The sequence below is a fragment of the Clavibacter michiganensis genome (assembly GCF_016907085.1).
Classification (GTDB): Bacteria; Actinomycetota; Actinomycetes; order Actinomycetales; family Microbacteriaceae; genus Clavibacter; species Clavibacter michiganensis_O.
Window position 1 is genome coordinate 91,681 of sequence record NZ_JAFBBJ010000001.1, and the last position, 17,303, is coordinate 108,983.

Here is a 17,303-nt window from a genome sequence, read left to right on the forward strand (position 1 = left end):
CGGAGACCCGTATCGTTCTGAGAACCATTCTCAGAAAGCGGTCACCATGCGCATCCCCTCGCTCCTCGCCGTCGGCCTCGCCGCCGCCGGCCTCCTCGCAGGCTCCCTCGCGGCACCCGGCCCCGCCGCGGAGGCGGCACCGCGCGCCCGCTGGCTGCTCGTGGCCGACCCGTCCGCGCACGCCGTCTCCGTCGCGGACGCGTTGACCGGGCGCATCACGGGCGCGCTGCCCGGCGCCGTGCTCGGCACGCACGCGGGCGTGATCCAGATGGGCCACGGCCGCGTGGCCTTCGTCGACGAGGCGGGGCCGCGGCTCGACGTGGTCGACATCGGCTCGTCGGGCGTCCCGCGCATCGCCTCGTCCACGCCGATCCCCGCGGTCGCCGGCGCGTGGACCCGCGCCGGCTGGATCTCGGACGACCCCGGCCACCGCTTCGTCGCGGTCGGCTCGGACATCGACGGGTCCACCACGCAGCAGGTCACGGTCGTCGACACCCGCAGGCAGCTGGCGCGCACCGCGACGATCCGCACGAGCGAGGTGACCCTCGCCACGACGGGGGAGCGCGGAACCGAGGAGATGGAGACCTTCCTCGTCGGCTCGCCGCTCCGGCTCGTCGTGAGCGCGGGCGGGCGCCTCGACGCGTACGACGTGTCGGCGATCCTCGGGGGCGACACCACGCCGGCGCCCGTGGCGACGACCCCGCTCGGCGCGTACCCGCACGGCCCGGTGGCCGACGCGCGCGGCACCGTGATCGGCTCGACGCTGCACGACGGGATCGAGACGGTGCCGCTCACGCGGACCGGCTTCGGCGCCGCCTTCTCCCGCGCCTACCCCGAGCCCGCCGTGCAGAGCTACCGGCCGCGCATGGCTCCGGACGGCGAGACCGCCGTGGGCACGCAGACCGGCACCGGACCGGGCGCGCCCACGCTGCTGACGTCATCGTCGATGCATGGGCGGGGAGTCGCGAGCGTGGCGCTCGGCTCGGGCACGTCGACGCGCGCGGTCGTCACGCCGGGCTACGCGGCCGCGGTCGTGACCGCCGGCGGCGCGGACACGCTGTCCCTCGTCGCCCGCGGCCGGTCGGGGCTGTACGACGGCGCGGTCACGACCGTGCGGCTGCCGGCCCTCGGGCAGACGCCGGGCGCCGGATCCGCCGCGCGCTTCCTCGCCGCCTCCGACGACGGCTCCGAGCTGTTCCTCTCCCGGGCCGGCACGGGATCCGTCCTCGAGATCGACGTCGCGGGCACGACGGCGACGGTGCGCGGCACGATCGCCGTCCCGTCGACGCTCCCGGACGGCGGCTACCTCGCCACGGTGGATCCCCACCAGCGGCCCTACGACCTCAGCGGGCGCTGACCGCGGATCCCGCCCGCACCGACGACGAGGGCCGCCCGGACATCCGGGCGGCCCTCGTCGTGCGTCGTGCGCGCGCCGCTACAGCGCGAGCGCGATGCGCCCGCTGAACACGCGGGTCACGGGCGGCGCGGCCAGGACCTCGCCGAGGCGCGCGGCGCCATCGGGCGTGGCGCGCCAGGCGACGTAGGCGTCGTGGTCGGCGGTGGACGCCCACTGCTCCACGACGATCATGCGGGCTGGGTCGGCGTCGTCGACGAGGACCTCGAGGCCCTCGTTGCCCGCGAAGGCGCGCGTGGCCTGCAGGGTCTCGGCGAGGACGTCGGCGACGTCGGCCAGGCGGCTCTCGTCGACCTGGATCTCGAGGTGCACGGTGGTGCTCATGGTGTCTCCGGTCCCGACGGCGGGCGGGCGGGGCCGCGCGCGACGTCGATCATGTGCGGGGACGTTCCCCTGCCCCATCCAACCGCGTGCGCCCGGGCGGCACTCCCGACGGGCACGCGCGGGCGTGTCGGGAGGGAGCGGCGGGCGCCCGACAGGGGCGCCCCGCGGGTCACCGGTCGCGACGGAGCGCCGTGCGGAGCCGCTGGTACCCGGACACCACGGGCGGCGCGACGGGCGTCTTCTCCGGCGCCATGTCGAGCCGGAGCTGCCGCTGCGCGAACTCGCGCGTCTCGACCAGCATGGCGAGCCGCTGCTCCTCGGTCTTGGCCTTCCGGGTGTTCACCTCGGCGACGACGCCGCCCTGCCAGCCCTGCTCGGCGAGCCAGCGGAGCGTCTCGGCGACGGGCTGCGTGCCGCGGCCGGGGAGGAGGTGCTCGTCGAGGATGCGGCCGTCGTCTTGCGAGCCGGATCCGTCGCACAGGTGCACGTGGCGCAGGCGCGGGCCGAGGGCCTTGGCCATCTCGAGCGCGTCCTGTCCGGAGAGGGAGGCGTGCGAGAAGTCGAGCGTGGTGGCGTCGCAGTCCATGTCCCGCGGATCCCAGCCGGGCGCGTAGGCCTTCATGCTGCGGCCGGCGACCTGCCACGGGAACATGTTCTCGACCGCGATCTCGACGCCCGTCTCCGTCTGGATGGAGCGCACGATCTCGAGGAACGACTCGGCGTAGCCGGCCTGCCAGCGGAACGGCGGGTGCACCACGACGGCGGGCGCCCCGACCGCGCGGGCGAGCTCGGCGGACCGCTCCAGCTTGACCTTCGGGTCCCGCCCCCACACGAAGTGCGTGAGCAGCAGCACGGGCGCGTGGATGGAGAGGATCGGCAGGCCGTGCTTCTCCGACAGGCCGCGCAGGGCGTCGGCGTCCTGGGTGACCTGGTCGTTCGTCACCATGATCTCGACGCCGTCGAAGCCGGCGCGCTTGGCCATGACGAAGGCGTTCTCGACGGGCTGGGGGTACACGCAGGTGGTGCTCATGCCTACTCGGATCACGTCGGCGACCCTACCCGCCGCCCCTGTGCCCCCGGGATACGCGGGCGGTCCGGCGCGTGTCGGGTGCGCGACGCGGACAGGCCGGGTGGGCATGCTGGATCCTTCGGGGAGGGCGGCTGACGCGCCGCCCGTGAGGCGAGGAGCGGGCATGGCGACTGCGGGATCCGGCACGAGCGGGAGCGCGGACGCGTTCCGGAAGGAGCGTCCCGACGCGCCGCACGGCTTCTTCGAGGCCGAGGCGGCCGGGCTCGCGTGGCTCGCGGAGGCGGAGCGCGACGGGGGAGCGCGCGTGGTCCGCGTCCTCGGCGTGGCGCCCGGCCGCATCGACCTCGAGCGCCTCGCGCCCGCGCGCCCCACGCGCCAGGCCGCCCGGGCGCTCGGGGCGGCGCTCGCCGTCACGCACGATGCCGGCGCGCCCGCGTTCGGGTCCCCGCCCGCGGGGCTCGACGGCCCGGCGTTCATCGGGCGGCAGCCGCTGTCGGTGCGCACCGCCGACGGACCCGGCGCGGGGGAGGGCTGGGGCGCCTGGTACGCCCGCGAGCGCGTGCTGCCGTACCTCCGCCGCGCGGTCGACGCGGGCAACGCCACCTCCGCGCAGGCGTCCGACGTGGAGCGCGCGTGCGCCCGCGCCGCCGACGGCCGGTTCGACGACCAGGCGCCGCCCGCGCGGATCCACGGCGACCTCTGGTCCGGCAACGTGCAGTGGACGGACGCCGGAGCCGTCCTCATCGACCCGGCCGCGCACGGCGGCCACCGCGAGACCGACCTCGCGATGCTCGCGCTCTTCGGCTGCCCGGGCCTCGACGACCTCCTGGGCGCGTACGCGGACACCGGATCCCTCGCCGCCGGCTGGCGCGCCCGCGTGCCGCTGCACCAGCTGCATCCGCTCGCCGTGCACGCCGCCTCGCACGGCCCGGCGTACGGCGACGCGCTGCACGACGCGGCCCGCGCGGTGCTCCGGATGTGACGCCGGCGGACGCGCGACCCCCGGTCAGGCGGCGGTGGGGCTGGTAGCCTCAACCCACCGAGCAGGTACCACAGAGCTCTGCGCAACCGAGACGGGAACCGTGACTCCGCCACCCTCATCCACGCCCTCCGCGGCCGAGCCGACGACCGCCGACGCGCGCGACGGCGCCGTCGAGCCCGGCGCCTACGACCTCGTCGTCGTGTCCAACCGCCTCCCGGTCGACCGCGTCGTCGCCGCCGACGGCACCACCTCCTGGCGGCACTCGCCGGGCGGCCTGGTCACGGCGCTCGAGCCCGTGATGCGCGCCAACGAGGGCGCGTGGGTCGGCTGGCCGGGCATCGCCGACCACGACGTCGATCCCTTCGTCGACGACGGCATCTCGATCATCCCCGTCACCCTCACCGAGCAGGACCTCGCCGAGTACTACGAGGGCTTCTCCAACGACACCCTGTGGCCGCTGTACCACGACGTCATCGCGCAGCCGAGCTACCACCGCGAGTGGTGGGACACCTACGTCTCCGTCAACCAGCGCTTCGCCGACGCCGCCGCGAAGGCCGCCGCGCCGGGCGCCACCGTCTGGGTGCAGGACTACCAGCTCCAGCTCGTGCCGAAGATGCTGCGCGAGCAGCGCCCGGACCTCACCATCGGGTTCTTCAACCACATCCCGTTCCCGCCCTACGGCATCTACTCGCAGCTGCCGTGGCGCACGCAGATCATCGAGGGGCTCCTGGGCGCCGACGTCATCGGCTTCCAGCGCGTCGCCGACGCCGGCAACTTCACGCGCGCGGTCCGGCGGCTCTTCGGGTACACGACCCGCGGATCCACCGTCGACGTGCCCGTGCGCGGCGGCATCCCGCTCACCGTCCCCGGCACCAAGCCGTCGAAGCCCGTCCGCGAGCTCCGCACCCGGCAGGTCGTCGCCAAGCACTACCCGATCTCGATCGACGCGAAGAGCTACGAGGAGATGGCCAAGGACCCGGCCATCCAGGAGCGCGCCCGTCAGATCCGCGCCGACCTCGGGAACCCGCGCACGATCCTGCTCGGCGTCGACAGGCTCGACTACACGAAGGGCATCGGCCACCGCCTGAAGGCGTTCGGCGAGCTGCTCGCCGAGGGCCGCGTCACGGTGGAGGACGCGACGCTCGTGCAGGTCGCGAGCCCGAGCCGCGAGCGCGTGGAGACCTACAAGCAGCTGCGCGACGAGATCGAGCTCACGGTCGGCCGCATCAACGGCGACTACGGCTCCATCAGCCACACCGCCATCAGCTACCTGCACCACGGCTACCCGCGCGAGGAGATGGTGGCCCTGTGCCTCGCGGCCGACGTCATGCTCGTGACCGCGCTCCGCGACGGCATGAACCTCGTCGCCAAGGAGTACGTGGCCACCAAGCACTCCAACGAGGGCGTGCTCGTCCTCAGCGAGTTCGCGGGTGCCGCGGACGAGCTGAAGGCCGCGCTCCTCGTGAACCCGCACGACATCGAGGGCCTCAAGGAGGCCATCCTCCGCGCCATCGAGATGCCGAAGGCCGAGCAGCGCAAGCGCATGCGGTCGCTCCGCAAGCGCGTGTTCGAGAACGACGTGGCCGCGTGGTCGAGCTCGTTCCTCGCCGACCTCGGGCGCACGCATGCCGCCTCGATCCACGAGGGTCCCGACGAAGAGGTCGTCGAGCCCCTCATGGACGAGGGCTGGTAGCGCGCGTGGCCGAGCTGACCACCGACATCCAGGCCAAGGGCGGCCGCGGCTTCCCGGGCCGCCTGTTCGAGGCGCTCACCGAGCTCGCGCGCACGCCGCGCCTGCTGGTCGCGCTCGACTTCGACGGCACGCTCGCGCCCGAGGTCGACGATCCCGAGAAGGCGCGCGCGGTCCCTGAGGCGCGCGCCGCCGTCCTCGCGCTGCTCGCCCTGCCGGAGACGCGCGTCGCGCTCGTGTCCGGCCGGGCCCTGCGGAGCCTCGAGGCCGTGGCCGACCTGCCGGACGAGGTGCTGCTCGTCGGGTCGCACGGGGTGGAGATCCGCCTCGACAGCGACGACATCGAGCTCACGCTCGACGAGGGCGAGCTCGCCCAGCGCGGCGTGCTGTCCGACGTGCTCGGCCAGGTCGCCGACTCGCTCGACGAGGTGTGGATCGAGGAGAAGCCCGCGGGCTTCGCCCTCCACACGCGCCTCGCCACCGAGAAGCACAGCCGCATCGCGCACCTCGTCGCCACGCAGGAGGCGCACGCGGAGGTCGAAGGCCTCAAGGTGCGCTCCGGCAAGGACGTGCTGGAGTTCAGCGTCCGGCACGCCACCAAGGGCGAGGCGGTCGAGCACCTGCGCCGGTACGCCGAGGCGACGGCCGTCTTCTACGCGGGCGACGACGTCACCGACGAGGACGCGTTCGCCGCGCTCCAGGCCGGCGACCTCGGGCTCAAGAGCGGCACGGGCGCCACGGCGGCGGACTTCCGCGTCGACGGACCGCACGACGTCGCGCGGGTGCTCCAGGTGCTCGCCGACCTCCGGGCCGAGCCGGCCGTCCATCCCGACTGAGGCGGCCGCCCCGGCCTCTCAGGTAGGGCTCAGGTAGACTGGGGAAATAGCCGACTCGTGAGAGGAGACCGCACGTGATCGTCCTCCTCGCGGTGTTCCTGGTCGCCTCCGTCGGCATCCCGCTGCTCGCCCGCGTCATGGGCGTGCGGGCGTTCGTCGTGGCCGCCCTCGTGCCGGCCGCCGCGTTCGCGTACACGGTCGCGCAGGGCCCGGCCGTGCTGCCCGACGGCGAGGTAGTCGAGCGCGTCGAGTGGATCCCGTCGCTCGGCATCACGCTCGACATGCGGATGGACGCCCTGTCCTGGCTCCTCTCCCTCGTGGTCACGGGCGTCGGCGCCCTGGTCCTCCTCTACTGCGCGCGCTACTTCCGCAGCTCGGAGGAGGGGCTCGGCCGGTTCGCGGGTCTCCTCGTGGCGTTCGCGGGCGTCATGTTCGGGCTCGTCCTCGCCGACGACGTGTTCGTGCTCTTCACCTTCTGGGAGGCGACGAGCGTCCTCTCCTACCTCCTCATCGGCCACTACACGGGCAAGAAGGCGAGCCGCGGCGCGGCGCTGCAGGCGCTTCTCGTCACCACGGCGGGCGGGCTCGCCATGCTCGTCGGTCTCGTGATCCTGTCGGTCACCGGCGGCACCACGAGCCTCGCCGCCCTCGTAGCGGATCCGCCCGGCGGCCCGCTGATCCCCGTCGCGGTCGTGCTGATCCTCCTCGGCGCGCTCTCGAAGTCCGCCCTCGTGCCCTTCCACTTCTGGCTGCCCGCCGCCATGGCCGCGCCGACGCCGGTGAGCGCGTACCTGCACGCCGCCGCGATGGTGAAGGCCGGCATCTACCTCGTGGCCCGCCTCGCGCCCGGCTACGCCGACGTGCCCGGCTGGCGCGTCCTGCTCGTCTCGCTCGGCGTCGCGACGATGCTCGTCGGCGGCTGGCGCGCGCTCAAGCAGATGGACCTCAAGCTCGTCCTGGCCTACGGCACGGTCAGCCAGCTGGGGTTCCTCACCGTGGTCGTCGGCTACGGCACGCGCGACGCGGCGCTCGCGGGCGTCGCGCTGCTGCTCGCGCACGCGCTGTTCAAGGCGACGCTGTTCCTCGTCGTCGGCGTCGTCGACCACCGGGCCGGCACGCGCGACCTCCGCAAGATCAGCGGCCTCGGCCGGAAGGCCCCCGTGCTCGCGGTCGTCGCCGCCCTCGCGCTCGCCTCGATGGCGGGCCTCCCGCCCTTCCTCGGCTTCGTCGCGAAGGAGGCCGTGCTCACGGCGTTCCTCACCGACGCGGAGCTCGGCGGCGGGCTCGGCTGGGTCGCGCTCATCGGCGTCTCGGTCGGCTCCTGCCTCACGGTCGCCTACAGCGCGCGCTTCATGTGGGGCGCGTTCGCCCGCAAGCGCGGCGTGGACGAGGTCCAGCCCGTGCACGAGCACCTCGACTTCCTCGTGCCGCCGGCCGTGCTCGCCGCCACCGGCCTCGTGCTCGGCTTCCTCGCGTCGTCCGTCGACGGCTGGATCGCGGGATACGCGGACACGCTCCCGGCCGTCAGCGCCGGCGCCTCCGGCGAGCCCGACCACACGTACCACCTCGCGCTCTGGCACGGGATCGAGCCCGCGCTCCTCATCTCCGCGGGCACGCTCGTGGTGGGCCTCACGATGTTCCGCCTGCGCGACGGGGTCTTCGCGCTGCAGTCGCGCGTGCCGTCCTGGATCGACGCGGCGCGCATCTACTGGGCGTCGATGCGCCTGATCGACCGGGTCGCCGCGCGCACCACCGCGACCACGCAGCGCGGCTCGCTCCCGTTCTACCTCGGCGTGATCCTGCTCGTGCTCATCGGCTCCGTCGGATCCGCCCTCGCGCTCAACCGCTCGTGGCCCACCACCGCCGTGCCGTTCGACCACCCGGCGCAGCCCGTGATCGGCGTCGTGATGATCGTGGCGGCCATCGCCGCCGCCCGCGCCGGCAAGCGCTTCCAGGCCGTCGTGCTGGTGGGCGTCACCGGGTACGGCATGGCCGCGCTCTTCGCCCTGCACGGCGCGCCCGACCTCGCGCTCACGCAGGTGCTGATCGAGACGATCACGCTCGTCGCCTTCGTCCTCGTGCTCCGCCGCCTGCCCGTCCGGCTGGGGGAGCGGAACCGGTCGGTGCACCCGATCTGGCGCGCGTCCATCGGCATCGCGGTCGCCGCGCTCATGTCCACCGTCGCGGTCGTCGCGCTCGGCGCCCGCGTCGCGTCGCCCATCTCGCTGGAGTTCCCGCGCCTCGCCTACGAGCAGGGCCACGGCAGCAACGTCGTCAACGTCACGCTGGTCGACCTCCGCGGCTGGGACACCATGGGGGAGATCTCGGTGCTCATCGTCGCGGCCACGGGCGTCGCGAGCCTCATCTTCCTCAACCGCCGCACCGACTCGCTGCCGCGCCTGACCGCGCCGTCGCGCCGCAGCCTCCTCGCGCGGCTCACCGGGCGGCACGACCCGTCCTCCGCGGGCGCCGAGGCGCCGCTCGAGGTCGAGGCCGGCGTCGGCGGGCCGCGCATGGACGCGCGCGACGCGGTCACGGACTCGCACCGCGACCAGCGCAGCCCCTGGCTCCTCGCCGGCCGCACGCTCGCGCCGCAGAACCGGTCGATCCTCCTCGAGGTCGTCGTGCGCCTCCTCTTCCACAGCCTCATCGTGGTGTCCGTGTACCTCCTCTTCTCGGGCCACAACCTGCCGGGCGGCGGATTCGCGGGCGGGCTCCTGGCGGGCATGGCGCTCGTCGCGCGCTACCTGGCGGGCGGCCGCTACGAGCTCGGCGCCGCGGCCCCGGTCGACGCGGGACGCGTCCTCGGCACGGGTCTCGTCTTCGCGGTCGGCACGGCGATCGTCCCGCTCGTCTTCGGCGCCGACGCCCTCACCTCCACGTGGATCGACACCGAGGTGCCCTTCGTGGGCCACGTCGAGTTCGTCACGAGCACCTTCTTCGACGTCGGCGTCTACCTCGTCGTCGTCGGCCTCACGCTCGACGTGCTCCGCAGCCTCGGCGCGGAGGTCGACCGCCAGGAGGAGAGCGACCGGACGGTCGAGCAGGGAGCGGACGGCATGGAGACCGAGCAGGGGGTGAGCGTGTGAGCGTCTCCGTCACCCTCATCGTGATCATGGCCGCGCTGTACGCCACGGGCATCTACCTGATGCTCGAGCGCAGCATGACGCGCGTGCTGCTCGGCTTCCTGCTGGTGGGCAACGCGACCAACATCCTCATCCTCATCATGTCCGGCCGCGTGGGGCTGGCGCCCATCTACGACCCGGACGTGGATCCGGCCGACTACGCCGACCCGCTGCCGCAGGCCCTCATCCTCACGGCCATCGTCATCACCTTCGGCGTCTCGGCCTTCCTCATGGCGCTCATCTACCGCTCCTGGCGGCTGGCCAACGCCGACGTGGTGACGGACGACGAGGACGACCTCGCGATGCGCGGTCCCCGCACGGGCCTCGGAGAGGAGCCCACGGTCCCCGACGACGACGACACCGAGTTCGGCACCAACGCCGAGGCCGCGATCGCCTCCGCCCGCAAGCTGCGCGACAACCGATCCGACCTGGAAGAGGCCATCGACGACTCCGCCGACGACGACGACGACCGCGACTTCCGTACGAGGCGCGCCGAGAAGGAGACGGGGGAGGACCGTTGACGATCTTCCAGACCCTCATCCCGCTCGTCGTCCTCGTGCCCTTGCTCGGCGCGGCGGCGGCCCTCGTCGCCGCGCGTCAGCGCCGCCTGCAGGTCGCCGTGTCGGTGCTCGCGCTCCTGGTCGTGGTCGTGATCAGCGGCGTGCTCCTCGTGCTCGTGGACCAGCAGGGCGGCCAGTCCGTCGAGGTCGGCGGCTGGGCGGCGCCGTTCGGCATCGTCCTCGTGGTCGACCGGCTCTCGGCGCTCATGCTGCTGATCTCGTCGATCGTGCTGCTCGCGGTCCTCATGTTCTCGATCGGCCAGGGGCTCGAGGACGGGGACGGCGAGACGCCGGTGTCCATCTACAACCCCACGTACCTGATCCTCGCGGCCGGCGTCTTCAACGCCTTCGTCGCGGGCGACCTCTTCAACCTCTACGTCGGGTTCGAGATCCTCCTCGTGGCGAGCTACGTGCTCCTCACGCTCGGCGGCACGGAGGCGCGCATCCGGGCGGGCGTCACCTACATCGTGGTGAGCCTCGTCTCGTCGATGCTGTTCCTCGCCTCCATCGCCATGATCTACGGCGCCCTCGGCACGGTGAACATCGCGCAGATCTCGGTGCGGCTCGACGAGATCCCGCCGGACGTGCAGCTGATCCTGCACATCATGCTGCTGGTCGCGTTCGGCATCAAGGCGGCCGTCTTCCCGCTGTCGTTCTGGCTGCCCGACTCCTACCCGACGGCGCCCGCTCCCGTCACCGCGGTCTTCGCCGGGCTCCTCACCAAGGTCGGCGTCTACGCGATCCTCCGCACCGAGACGGTCATGTTCCCCACCGACCAGCTCTCCACGGCGCTCATGGTCGTGGCGGCGCTCACGATGGTCGTCGGCATCCTCGGCGCGGTCGCCCAGGCCGACATCAAGAGGCTGCTCTCGTTCACGCTCGTGAGCCACATCGGCTACATGATCTTCGGCATCGCGCTCAACACGGTGGCCGGCATGACCGCGACCATCTACTACGTGATCCACCACATCGTCGTGCAGACGACGCTGTTCCTCGCCTCCGGCCTCATCGAGCGCACGGGCGGCAGCACCTCGATCAACAGGCTCGGCGGCCTGCTGAAGGCGGCGCCCGTGATGGCGATCCTCTTCTTCATCCCCGCGCTCAACCTCGGCGGCATCCCCCCGTTCTCGGGCTTCATCGGCAAGGTCGCGCTCTTCGACTCCGGCGCCGAGGTCGGCGGCTGGCTCACCTACGCCGTCATCGCGGCCGGCGCGGCCACGAGCCTCCTCACGCTCTACGCCCTCGCCCGCGTCTGGAACATGGCGTTCTGGCGCGGCGCGGAGGAGGTCGAGGACTACGAGTCGCCCCTGCTCGACCAGCTCTCCGAGCGGCCCGGCGGCGAGGCCGTGACGACCGTGCGGAAGACGCCCGTGCTGATGACGAGCGCGACGGCCGGCATGGTCGTCGTCAGCGTCGCGCTCACGGTCTTCGCGGGTCCCGTGTACGCCCTCGCCGAGCGCGCGGGCGAGAGCCTCACCGGACCCGGGTCCGGCAACGGATCCGGCGAGCTCGGCTACGTCGAGACCGTCTTCCCGGGAGGCGTCGAATGAGCCCGCGCAAGGCCCGGGCCCGCGCCGAGCGGCTCTCGCTCCTCGTGCAGCTGCCGCTCCTCGTCTGGCTCGTGATCCTCTGGCTCCTGCTCTGGGGCCACGTCACCGTCATCTCGGTCGTCACCGGCATCGTGCTCGCGCTCCTCGTCACGCGCGTGTTCTACCTGCCGCCCGTGGAGCTGTCCGGCCGGTTCGACATCCGCTGGGCGCTGATCCTGCTCGGTCGCTTCGCGGTCGACCTCGTGCGCGCGTCGTTCCAGGTCGCGGCCATGGCGTTCGACTGGCGCCGCGTGCCGGTCAACTCCGTCATCGCGGTGCACCTGCACACCCGCAGCGACTTCGTCATGACGCTCACGGCCGAGCTCGTGTCGCTCGTGCCGGGATCGATCGTGGTCGAGGCCGACCGGGAGCGCTCGATCCTCTACCTGCACGCGCTCGGAACCTCCACGCCGGAGGACGTCGAGCGCGTCCGGGAGACGACGCTGCAGGTCGAGAGCCGCATCGTCTTCACGCTCGGCACCGCCGACGACGTGTGGCGCGTCAACCGCGAGCGGCGCGACTCCGGCCGCGAGCCGCTGCTGCAGACCCGCCGGCAGCGCGCGCACGAGCTGGTGCGCGACCGCGACCTCGAGGCGGGGCTCATCTCGACCACGGGGGAGGAGCTCGCATGAGCATCGTGATGCAGGTCGGCTGGGTCGTCGTCGGCGCCCTGTTCTTCTCGACCGCCGCCATGGCGCTCGTGCGCATCGTGCGCGGTCCGAGCATCCTCGACCGGATCATCGCGTCCGACGTGCTGCTCACCACGCTCATCTGCGTTCTCGGCGCCGAGATGATCTACAACGGCCACACCCGCACGGTGCCCGTGATGCTCGTGCTCGCCATGACGGCGTTCCTCGCCACGGTCGCGGTCGCCCGCTACGTCTCGAAGCAGGATCCGTCGTGAGCGGCGTCCTCGTGTCCGGCCCGCTGGCCGACGCCCTCGACGTCGTGAGCCTCGTGCTCCTCATCCTCGGCGGCGTGCTCTCGGTCGCCGCCGGCGTGGGCCTCCTCCGCTTCCCGGATCCGCTCGCCCGCATGCACGCGGCCACCAAGCCGCAGATCCTCGGCGTGATCCTCGTGCTCCTCGCCCTCGCCCTCCAGTCGCAGAGCCTCAGCACGGTCGCGATGCTCGTCCCCGTGCTCCTCTTCCAGATGCTCACGGCCCCGATCTCCGCGCACATGGTCGGCCGCGCGGGCTACCGCCTCCGCCACTTCCTCCGCGAGGACCTCCTCGTCGACGAGCTCGAGGAGGCCATCGACCGGGCCCACGACGAGCTGCGCGCGGCCGACGAGGTGGACGCGTCCACGCTCCCCGTCGGGTCCGCCGAGAACATCGCCGCCGAGGAGGCGGGACACGTCGCGGGCGGGGCGGGACCGCGCGACGCGGAGTCGGCGGTCGCCGCGCCGACGCCCGCCGACCCGGCCCGCGACGGCGACGCGGACGCGGGCCGGCTGCCCCCGGGCTTCGGCTGACGACACCCGTGGCCGCCCGCCCCCAGGGGGCCGGGACTGCTCCACGGCAGGACATAAACTCATGCCATGCCTGAGATCGACATGAAGCCCCGGAGCCGCGACGTCACCGACGGGATCGAGGCCACCTCATCGCGGGGCATGCTCCGCGCCGTCGGGATGGGCGACGAGGACTGGGAGAAGCCCCAGATCGGCGTCGCCAGCTCGTGGAACGAGGTCACCCCGTGCAACCTCAGCCTCGACCGCCTCGCGCAGGGCGCCAAGGAGGGCGTGCACGCGGGCGGCGGCTACCCCCTCCAGTTCGGCACCATCTCCGTCAGCGACGGCATCGCCATGGGCCACGAGGGCATGCACTTCTCGCTCGTCTCGCGCGAGGTCATCGCCGACAGCGTCGAGACCGTCATGATGGCCGAGCGCCTCGACGGATCCGTGCTCCTGGCCGGCTGCGACAAGTCGCTCCCCGGGATGCTCATGGCCGCGGCCCGCCTCGACCTCTCCTCGGTGTTCCTCTACGCGGGATCCATCGCGCCCGGCTGGGTGAAGCTCTCGGACGGCACCGAGAAGGAGGTCACCATCATCGACGCCTTCGAGGCGGTCGGCGCGTGCAAGGCCGGCACGATGAGCCAGGAGGACCTGACCCGCATCGAGAAGGCCATCTGCCCGGGCGAGGGCGCCTGCGGCGGCATGTACACCGCGAACACCATGGCGAGCGTGGCCGAGGCCCTCGGGATGAGCCTCCCGGGATCCGCCGCCCCGCCGAGCGCCGACCGCCGCCGCGACTACTTCGCGCACCGCTCGGGCGAGGCCGTCGTGAACCTGATCGCGAAGGGCATCACCGCGCGCGACATCATGACGAAGGAGGCGTTCGAGAACGCCATCTCCGTGGTCATGGCGTTCGGCGGATCCACCAACGCCGTCCTCCACCTCCTCGCCATCGCGCGCGAGGCCGAGGTCGACCTGCAGCTGTCCGACTTCAACCGCATCGCCGACCGCGTGCCGCACCTCGGCGACCTGAAGCCCTTCGGCCGCTTCGTCATGAACGACGTCGACCGCGTCGGCGGCGTGCCCGTCGTCATGAAGGCCCTGCTCGACGCGGGCCTCCTGCACGGCGACGTCATGACCGTCACCGGCCGCACCATGCGCGAGAACCTCGAGTCGATGGACCTCGCGGAGCTCGACGGCACGGTCCTCCGCAAGATGGACGACCCCATCCACGCCACCGGCGGCATCAGCGTGCTGCACGGCTCGCTCGCCCCCGAGGGCGCGGTCGTGAAGACCGCCGGCTTCGACCTCGACGTGTTCGAGGGCCCGGCCCGCGTCTTCGAGCGCGAGCGCGCCGCCATGGACGCGCTCACCGAGGGCCGCATCTCGAAGGGCGACGTCATCGTCATCCGCTACGAGGGCCCGAAGGGCGGCCCCGGCATGCGCGAGATGCTCGCCATCACGGGCGCCATCAAGGGGGCCGGCCTCGGCAAGGATGTACTACTCTTGACGGACGGTCGATTCTCAGGCGGCACAACCGGACTGTGCATCGGCCACATGGCTCCCGAAGCGGTGGACGCAGGTCCCGTCGCCTTCGTGCGCGATGGAGACCGGATCCGCGTCGACATCGCCGCTCGCACGCTCGACCTACTGGTCGACGAGGCCGAGCTCGCCGCCCGCCGTGAGGGGTGGGCACCTCTCCCGCCGCGCTACACGCGCGGGGTCCTCGCCAAGTACGCCAAGCTCGTGCACTCGGCCGCCGAGGGCGCGATCACGGGATGACCCCCTCCTCACCTCCAGCACCCTCTCCCAGGAATCGCGCACACATGCCAGCTCTGCCCACCCCGCCCCCCACGCCGCAGGCGCCGACCGCCCACCAGGGCGACGAGATCCTCACGGGCGCCGAGGCCGTCGTCCGCACGCTCGAGCTCCTCGGGGTCGACGACATCTTCGGCCTCCCCGGCGGTGCCATCCTCCCCACCTACGACCCGCTCATGGACTCGACGAAGCTGCGCCACATCCTCGTCCGCCACGAGCAGGGCGCCGGCCACGCCGCCGAGGGCTACGCGTCCTCGAGCGGACGCACCGGCGTCTGCATCGCCACCTCCGGCCCCGGGGCGACGAACCTCGTCACGGCCATCGCGGACGCATACATGGACTCGGTGCCGCTCCTCGCGATCACCGGCCAGGTCTTCTCCACGCTCATGGGCACCGACGCCTTCCAGGAGGCCGACATCGTGGGCATCACGATGCCCATCACGAAGCACAGCTTCCTGGTCACGCGGCCCGAGGACATCCCGTCGACCATCGCGTCGGCGTACCACATCGCCTCCACCGGCCGGCCGGGCCCGGTCCTCGTCGACATCACGAAGGACGCGCAGCAGCTCGAGGCGCCGTTCCACTGGCCGCCGAAGATCGACCTGCCCGGCTATCGGCCCGTCGTCAAGGCGCACGGCAAGCAGATCCAGGCCGCCGCGCAGCTGCTCGTCGAGGCGAAGAAGCCCGTCCTGTACGTCGGCGGCGGCGTGATCCGCGCGAAGGCGCACGAGGAGCTGCTCGCGCTGGCCGAGGCGGTCGGCGCCCCCGTCGTCACGACGCTCATGGCGCGCGGCGCGTTCCCCGACTCCCACCCGCAGCAGCTCGGCATGCCCGGGATGCACGGCACGGTGCCCGCGGTGCTCGCGCTGCAGGAGTCCGACCTGCTCGTGTCGCTCGGCGCGCGCTTCGACGACCGGGTCACCGGCAAGGCGTCGCTCTTCGCGCCGCACGCCAAGGTCGTCCACGTCGACGTGGACCCCGCCGAGATCTCCAAGATCCGCATCGCGGACGTCCCGATCGTGGGCGACGCGAAGGACGTCATCGCCGACCTGGCCGTGGCGTTCCGCGAGGCGAAGGCCGCGTCCGAGGTCGAGCAGGACATCGCCGACTGGTGGACCTACCTCGACGGCCTCCGCGAGGAGTTCCCGCTCGGCTACGCGGAGCCCGCGGACGGCCAGCTCGCGCCGCAGTACGTCATCCAGCGCATCGGCGAGATCACGGGGCCGGAGGGCGTGTTCGCGTCCGGCGTCGGCCAGCACCAGATGTGGGCCGCGCAGTTCATCAAGTACGAGCGCCCCAACTCGTGGCTCAACTCCGGCGGCGCCGGCACCATGGGCTACTCGGTGCCCGCCGCAATGGGCGCCAAGGTCGCCCAGCCGGACCGCCACGTGTGGGCGATCGACGGCGACGGCTGCTTCCAGATGACCAACCAGGAGCTCGCCACCTGCACGATCAACGACATCCCGATCAAGGTCGCGATCATCAACAACTCGTCGCTCGGCATGGTGCGCCAGTGGCAGACCCTCTTCTACGAGGGCCGCTACTCGAACACCGACCTCAACACGGGCGGCGGCACCCGCATGGTGCCCGACTTCGTGAAGATGGCCGACGCGTACGGCGCCCTCGGGATCCGCGTGACGAAGCCGGAGGAGGTGGACGACGCGATCCGCCTGGCGCTCGCGACGAACGACCGCCCCGTCGTCATCGACTTCGTGGTGAGCCGTGACGCGATGGTGTGGCCGATGGTGCCGCAGGGCCTCAGCAACAGCGCGGTGCAGTACGCCCGCGACCACGCGCCCGACTGGGACGACGACCTCGCCGAGACCGGGAGGACCGAGAAGTGAGCCACATCCTGAGCCTCCTGGTGGAGGACAAGCCCGGCCTCCTCACCCGCGTCGCAGGGCTCTTCGCCCGTCGCGGCTTCAACATCGAGTCGCTCGCGGTCGGCGCGAGCGAGATCGAGGGCCTCTCGCGGATCACGGTCGTCGTGGACGTCGAGGCTCTCCCGCTCGAGCAGGTGACGAAGCAGCTCAACAAGCTGATCAACGTCATCAAGATCGTGGAGCTCGACCCCGGGCAGGCCGTCGAGCGCGAGCACCTGCTCGTCAAGGTGCGTGTCGACAACACGACCCGCTCGCAGGTGCTCGAGGCGGTGAACCTCTTCCGCGCCCGCGTGGTCGACGTGGCCACCGACGCACTGATCATCGAGGTCACGGGCGACTCGGGCAAGGTGCAGGCGCTCCTCCGGGTGCTCGAGCCCTTCGGCATCAAGGAGCTCGCGCAGTCGGGGCTCCTCGCCATGGGGCGCGGGTCCAAGTCGATCACCGACCGCGTCTTCCGCACCCCCTAGCGCCGACCGCGGCGGGCCGTGCGGGACAGCCGCTAGGCTCCCCGCGCACCGCGCCCTCCGCGCATGCACGCACCCTCCCGCACGATCACGACCACGCCCCGCCCGAGCGCGGGGCAGCCAGGCACGACCGCCC

Annotated in this window: 15 protein-coding genes; 13 read left to right on the forward strand and 2 right to left on the reverse strand. The window is 72.6% G+C overall.

Going from position 1 to position 17,303, the window contains the following annotated elements:
* Positions 1–46 precede the first annotated feature (46 nt).
* Positions 47–1,357 carry a hypothetical protein gene (locus JOE38_RS00370; protein WP_204574370.1) on the forward strand — a complete coding sequence of 437 codons (1,311 nt, stop codon included), beginning with the start codon at positions 47–49 and terminating at the stop codon, positions 1,355–1,357.
* A 78-nt stretch (positions 1,358–1,435) separates the two neighbouring features.
* On the opposite strand, the gene JOE38_RS00375 is transcribed toward JOE38_RS00370, so the two are convergent.
* Together JOE38_RS00375 and JOE38_RS00380 are read right to left on the reverse strand one after the other, a co-directional pair.
* Positions 1,436–1,738, reverse strand: coding sequence for a putative quinol monooxygenase (locus tag JOE38_RS00375; protein WP_204574371.1), 303 nt, complete (start codon positions 1,736–1,738; stop codon positions 1,436–1,438).
* Positions 1,739–1,907: 169 nt separating this feature from the next.
* The gene (locus JOE38_RS00380; protein ID WP_204574372.1) at positions 1,908–2,783 is read right to left on the reverse strand and encodes a sugar phosphate isomerase/epimerase family protein; all 876 of its coding nucleotides are present in this window, start codon (positions 2,781–2,783) and stop codon (positions 1,908–1,910) included.
* A gap of 148 nt (positions 2,784–2,931) precedes the next feature.
* Here JOE38_RS00380 and JOE38_RS00385 point away from each other — a divergent pair, with 148 nt between their 5' ends.
* The 12 genes from JOE38_RS00385 (at position 2,932) to ilvN (ending at position 17,170) form a co-directional block, all read left to right on the forward strand.
* Positions 2,932–3,750 carry a fructosamine kinase family protein gene (locus JOE38_RS00385; RefSeq protein WP_204574373.1) on the forward strand — a complete coding sequence of 273 codons (819 nt, stop codon included), beginning with the start codon at positions 2,932–2,934 and terminating at the stop codon, positions 3,748–3,750.
* A gap of 100 nt (positions 3,751–3,850) precedes the next feature.
* Positions 3,851–5,443 carry an alpha,alpha-trehalose-phosphate synthase (UDP-forming) gene (gene otsA / locus JOE38_RS00390; RefSeq protein WP_204574374.1) on the forward strand — a complete coding sequence of 531 codons (1,593 nt, stop codon included), beginning with the start codon at positions 3,851–3,853 and terminating at the stop codon, positions 5,441–5,443.
* Between the two features lie 5 nt (positions 5,444–5,448).
* A complete protein-coding gene (otsB, locus tag JOE38_RS00395) occupies positions 5,449–6,276 on the forward strand; it encodes a trehalose-phosphatase (RefSeq protein ID WP_204574375.1) in 828 nt (275 codons plus the stop codon).
* Between the two features lie 74 nt (positions 6,277–6,350).
* On the forward strand, positions 6,351–9,365 hold the full coding sequence (locus JOE38_RS00400) for a Na+/H+ antiporter subunit A (RefSeq protein ID WP_204574376.1): 3,015 nt from the start codon (positions 6,351–6,353) through the stop codon (positions 9,363–9,365).
* Positions 9,362–9,922, forward strand: a complete 561-nt coding sequence (locus tag JOE38_RS00405) for a Na(+)/H(+) antiporter subunit C (RefSeq protein ID WP_204574377.1) — start codon at positions 9,362–9,364, stop codon at positions 9,920–9,922. The genes JOE38_RS00400 and JOE38_RS00405 overlap by 4 nt, the downstream gene beginning before the upstream one ends.
* Positions 9,919–11,511 (forward strand): Na+/H+ antiporter subunit D, encoded by a 1,593-nt coding sequence (locus JOE38_RS00410; RefSeq protein WP_204574378.1) that lies wholly within the window; start codon positions 9,919–9,921, stop codon positions 11,509–11,511. The genes JOE38_RS00405 and JOE38_RS00410 overlap by 4 nt, the downstream gene beginning before the upstream one ends.
* Positions 11,508–12,182: a Na+/H+ antiporter subunit E gene (locus JOE38_RS00415; protein ID WP_204574379.1), complete on the forward strand. Its 675-nt coding sequence runs from the start codon at positions 11,508–11,510 to the stop codon at positions 12,180–12,182. The genes JOE38_RS00410 and JOE38_RS00415 overlap by 4 nt, the downstream gene beginning before the upstream one ends.
* Positions 12,179–12,454: a monovalent cation/H+ antiporter complex subunit F gene (locus JOE38_RS00420; RefSeq protein WP_086513751.1), complete on the forward strand. Its 276-nt coding sequence runs from the start codon at positions 12,179–12,181 to the stop codon at positions 12,452–12,454. Before JOE38_RS00415 ends, JOE38_RS00420 begins: the two co-directional genes overlap by 4 nt.
* Positions 12,451–13,023, forward strand: coding sequence for a monovalent cation/H(+) antiporter subunit G (mnhG, locus tag JOE38_RS00425; protein WP_204574380.1), 573 nt, complete (start codon positions 12,451–12,453; stop codon positions 13,021–13,023). The genes JOE38_RS00420 and mnhG overlap by 4 nt, the downstream gene beginning before the upstream one ends.
* 66 nt (positions 13,024–13,089) lie before the next feature.
* Positions 13,090–14,784: a dihydroxy-acid dehydratase gene (gene ilvD / locus JOE38_RS00430; RefSeq protein WP_204574381.1), complete on the forward strand. Its 1,695-nt coding sequence runs from the start codon at positions 13,090–13,092 to the stop codon at positions 14,782–14,784.
* The gene (locus JOE38_RS00435) at positions 14,781–16,664 is read left to right on the forward strand and encodes an acetolactate synthase large subunit (RefSeq protein WP_204574382.1); all 1,884 of its coding nucleotides are present in this window, start codon (positions 14,781–14,783) and stop codon (positions 16,662–16,664) included. The genes ilvD and JOE38_RS00435 overlap by 4 nt, the downstream gene beginning before the upstream one ends.
* Positions 16,661–17,170: an acetolactate synthase small subunit gene (ilvN, locus tag JOE38_RS00440; protein ID WP_015489796.1), complete on the forward strand. Its 510-nt coding sequence runs from the start codon at positions 16,661–16,663 to the stop codon at positions 17,168–17,170. The genes JOE38_RS00435 and ilvN overlap by 4 nt, the downstream gene beginning before the upstream one ends.
* Positions 17,171–17,303: the final 133 nt, after the last annotated feature.

Excerpts from the sequence above, each read along its gene's own strand:
- JOE38_RS00370 (WP_204574370.1), top strand. The coding sequence starts at position 47 with ATGCGCATCCCCTCGCTCCTCGCCGTCGGCCTCGCCGCCGCCGGCCTC.
- JOE38_RS00415 (WP_204574379.1), top strand. The coding sequence starts at position 11,508 with ATGAGCCCGCGCAAGGCCCGGGCCCGCGCCGAGCGGCTCTCGCTCCTC.
- JOE38_RS00420 (WP_086513751.1), top strand. The coding sequence starts at position 12,179 with ATGAGCATCGTGATGCAGGTCGGCTGGGTCGTCGTCGGCGCCCTGTTC.
- JOE38_RS00375 (WP_204574371.1), bottom strand. The coding sequence starts at position 1,738 with ATGAGCACCACCGTGCACCTCGAGATCCAGGTCGACGAGAGCCGCCTG.
- JOE38_RS00435 (WP_204574382.1), top strand. The coding sequence starts at position 14,781 with ATGACCCCCTCCTCACCTCCAGCACCCTCTCCCAGGAATCGCGCACAC.
- ilvD (WP_204574381.1), top strand. The coding sequence starts at position 13,090 with ATGCCTGAGATCGACATGAAGCCCCGGAGCCGCGACGTCACCGACGGG.
- JOE38_RS00385 (WP_204574373.1), top strand. The coding sequence starts at position 2,932 with ATGGCGACTGCGGGATCCGGCACGAGCGGGAGCGCGGACGCGTTCCGG.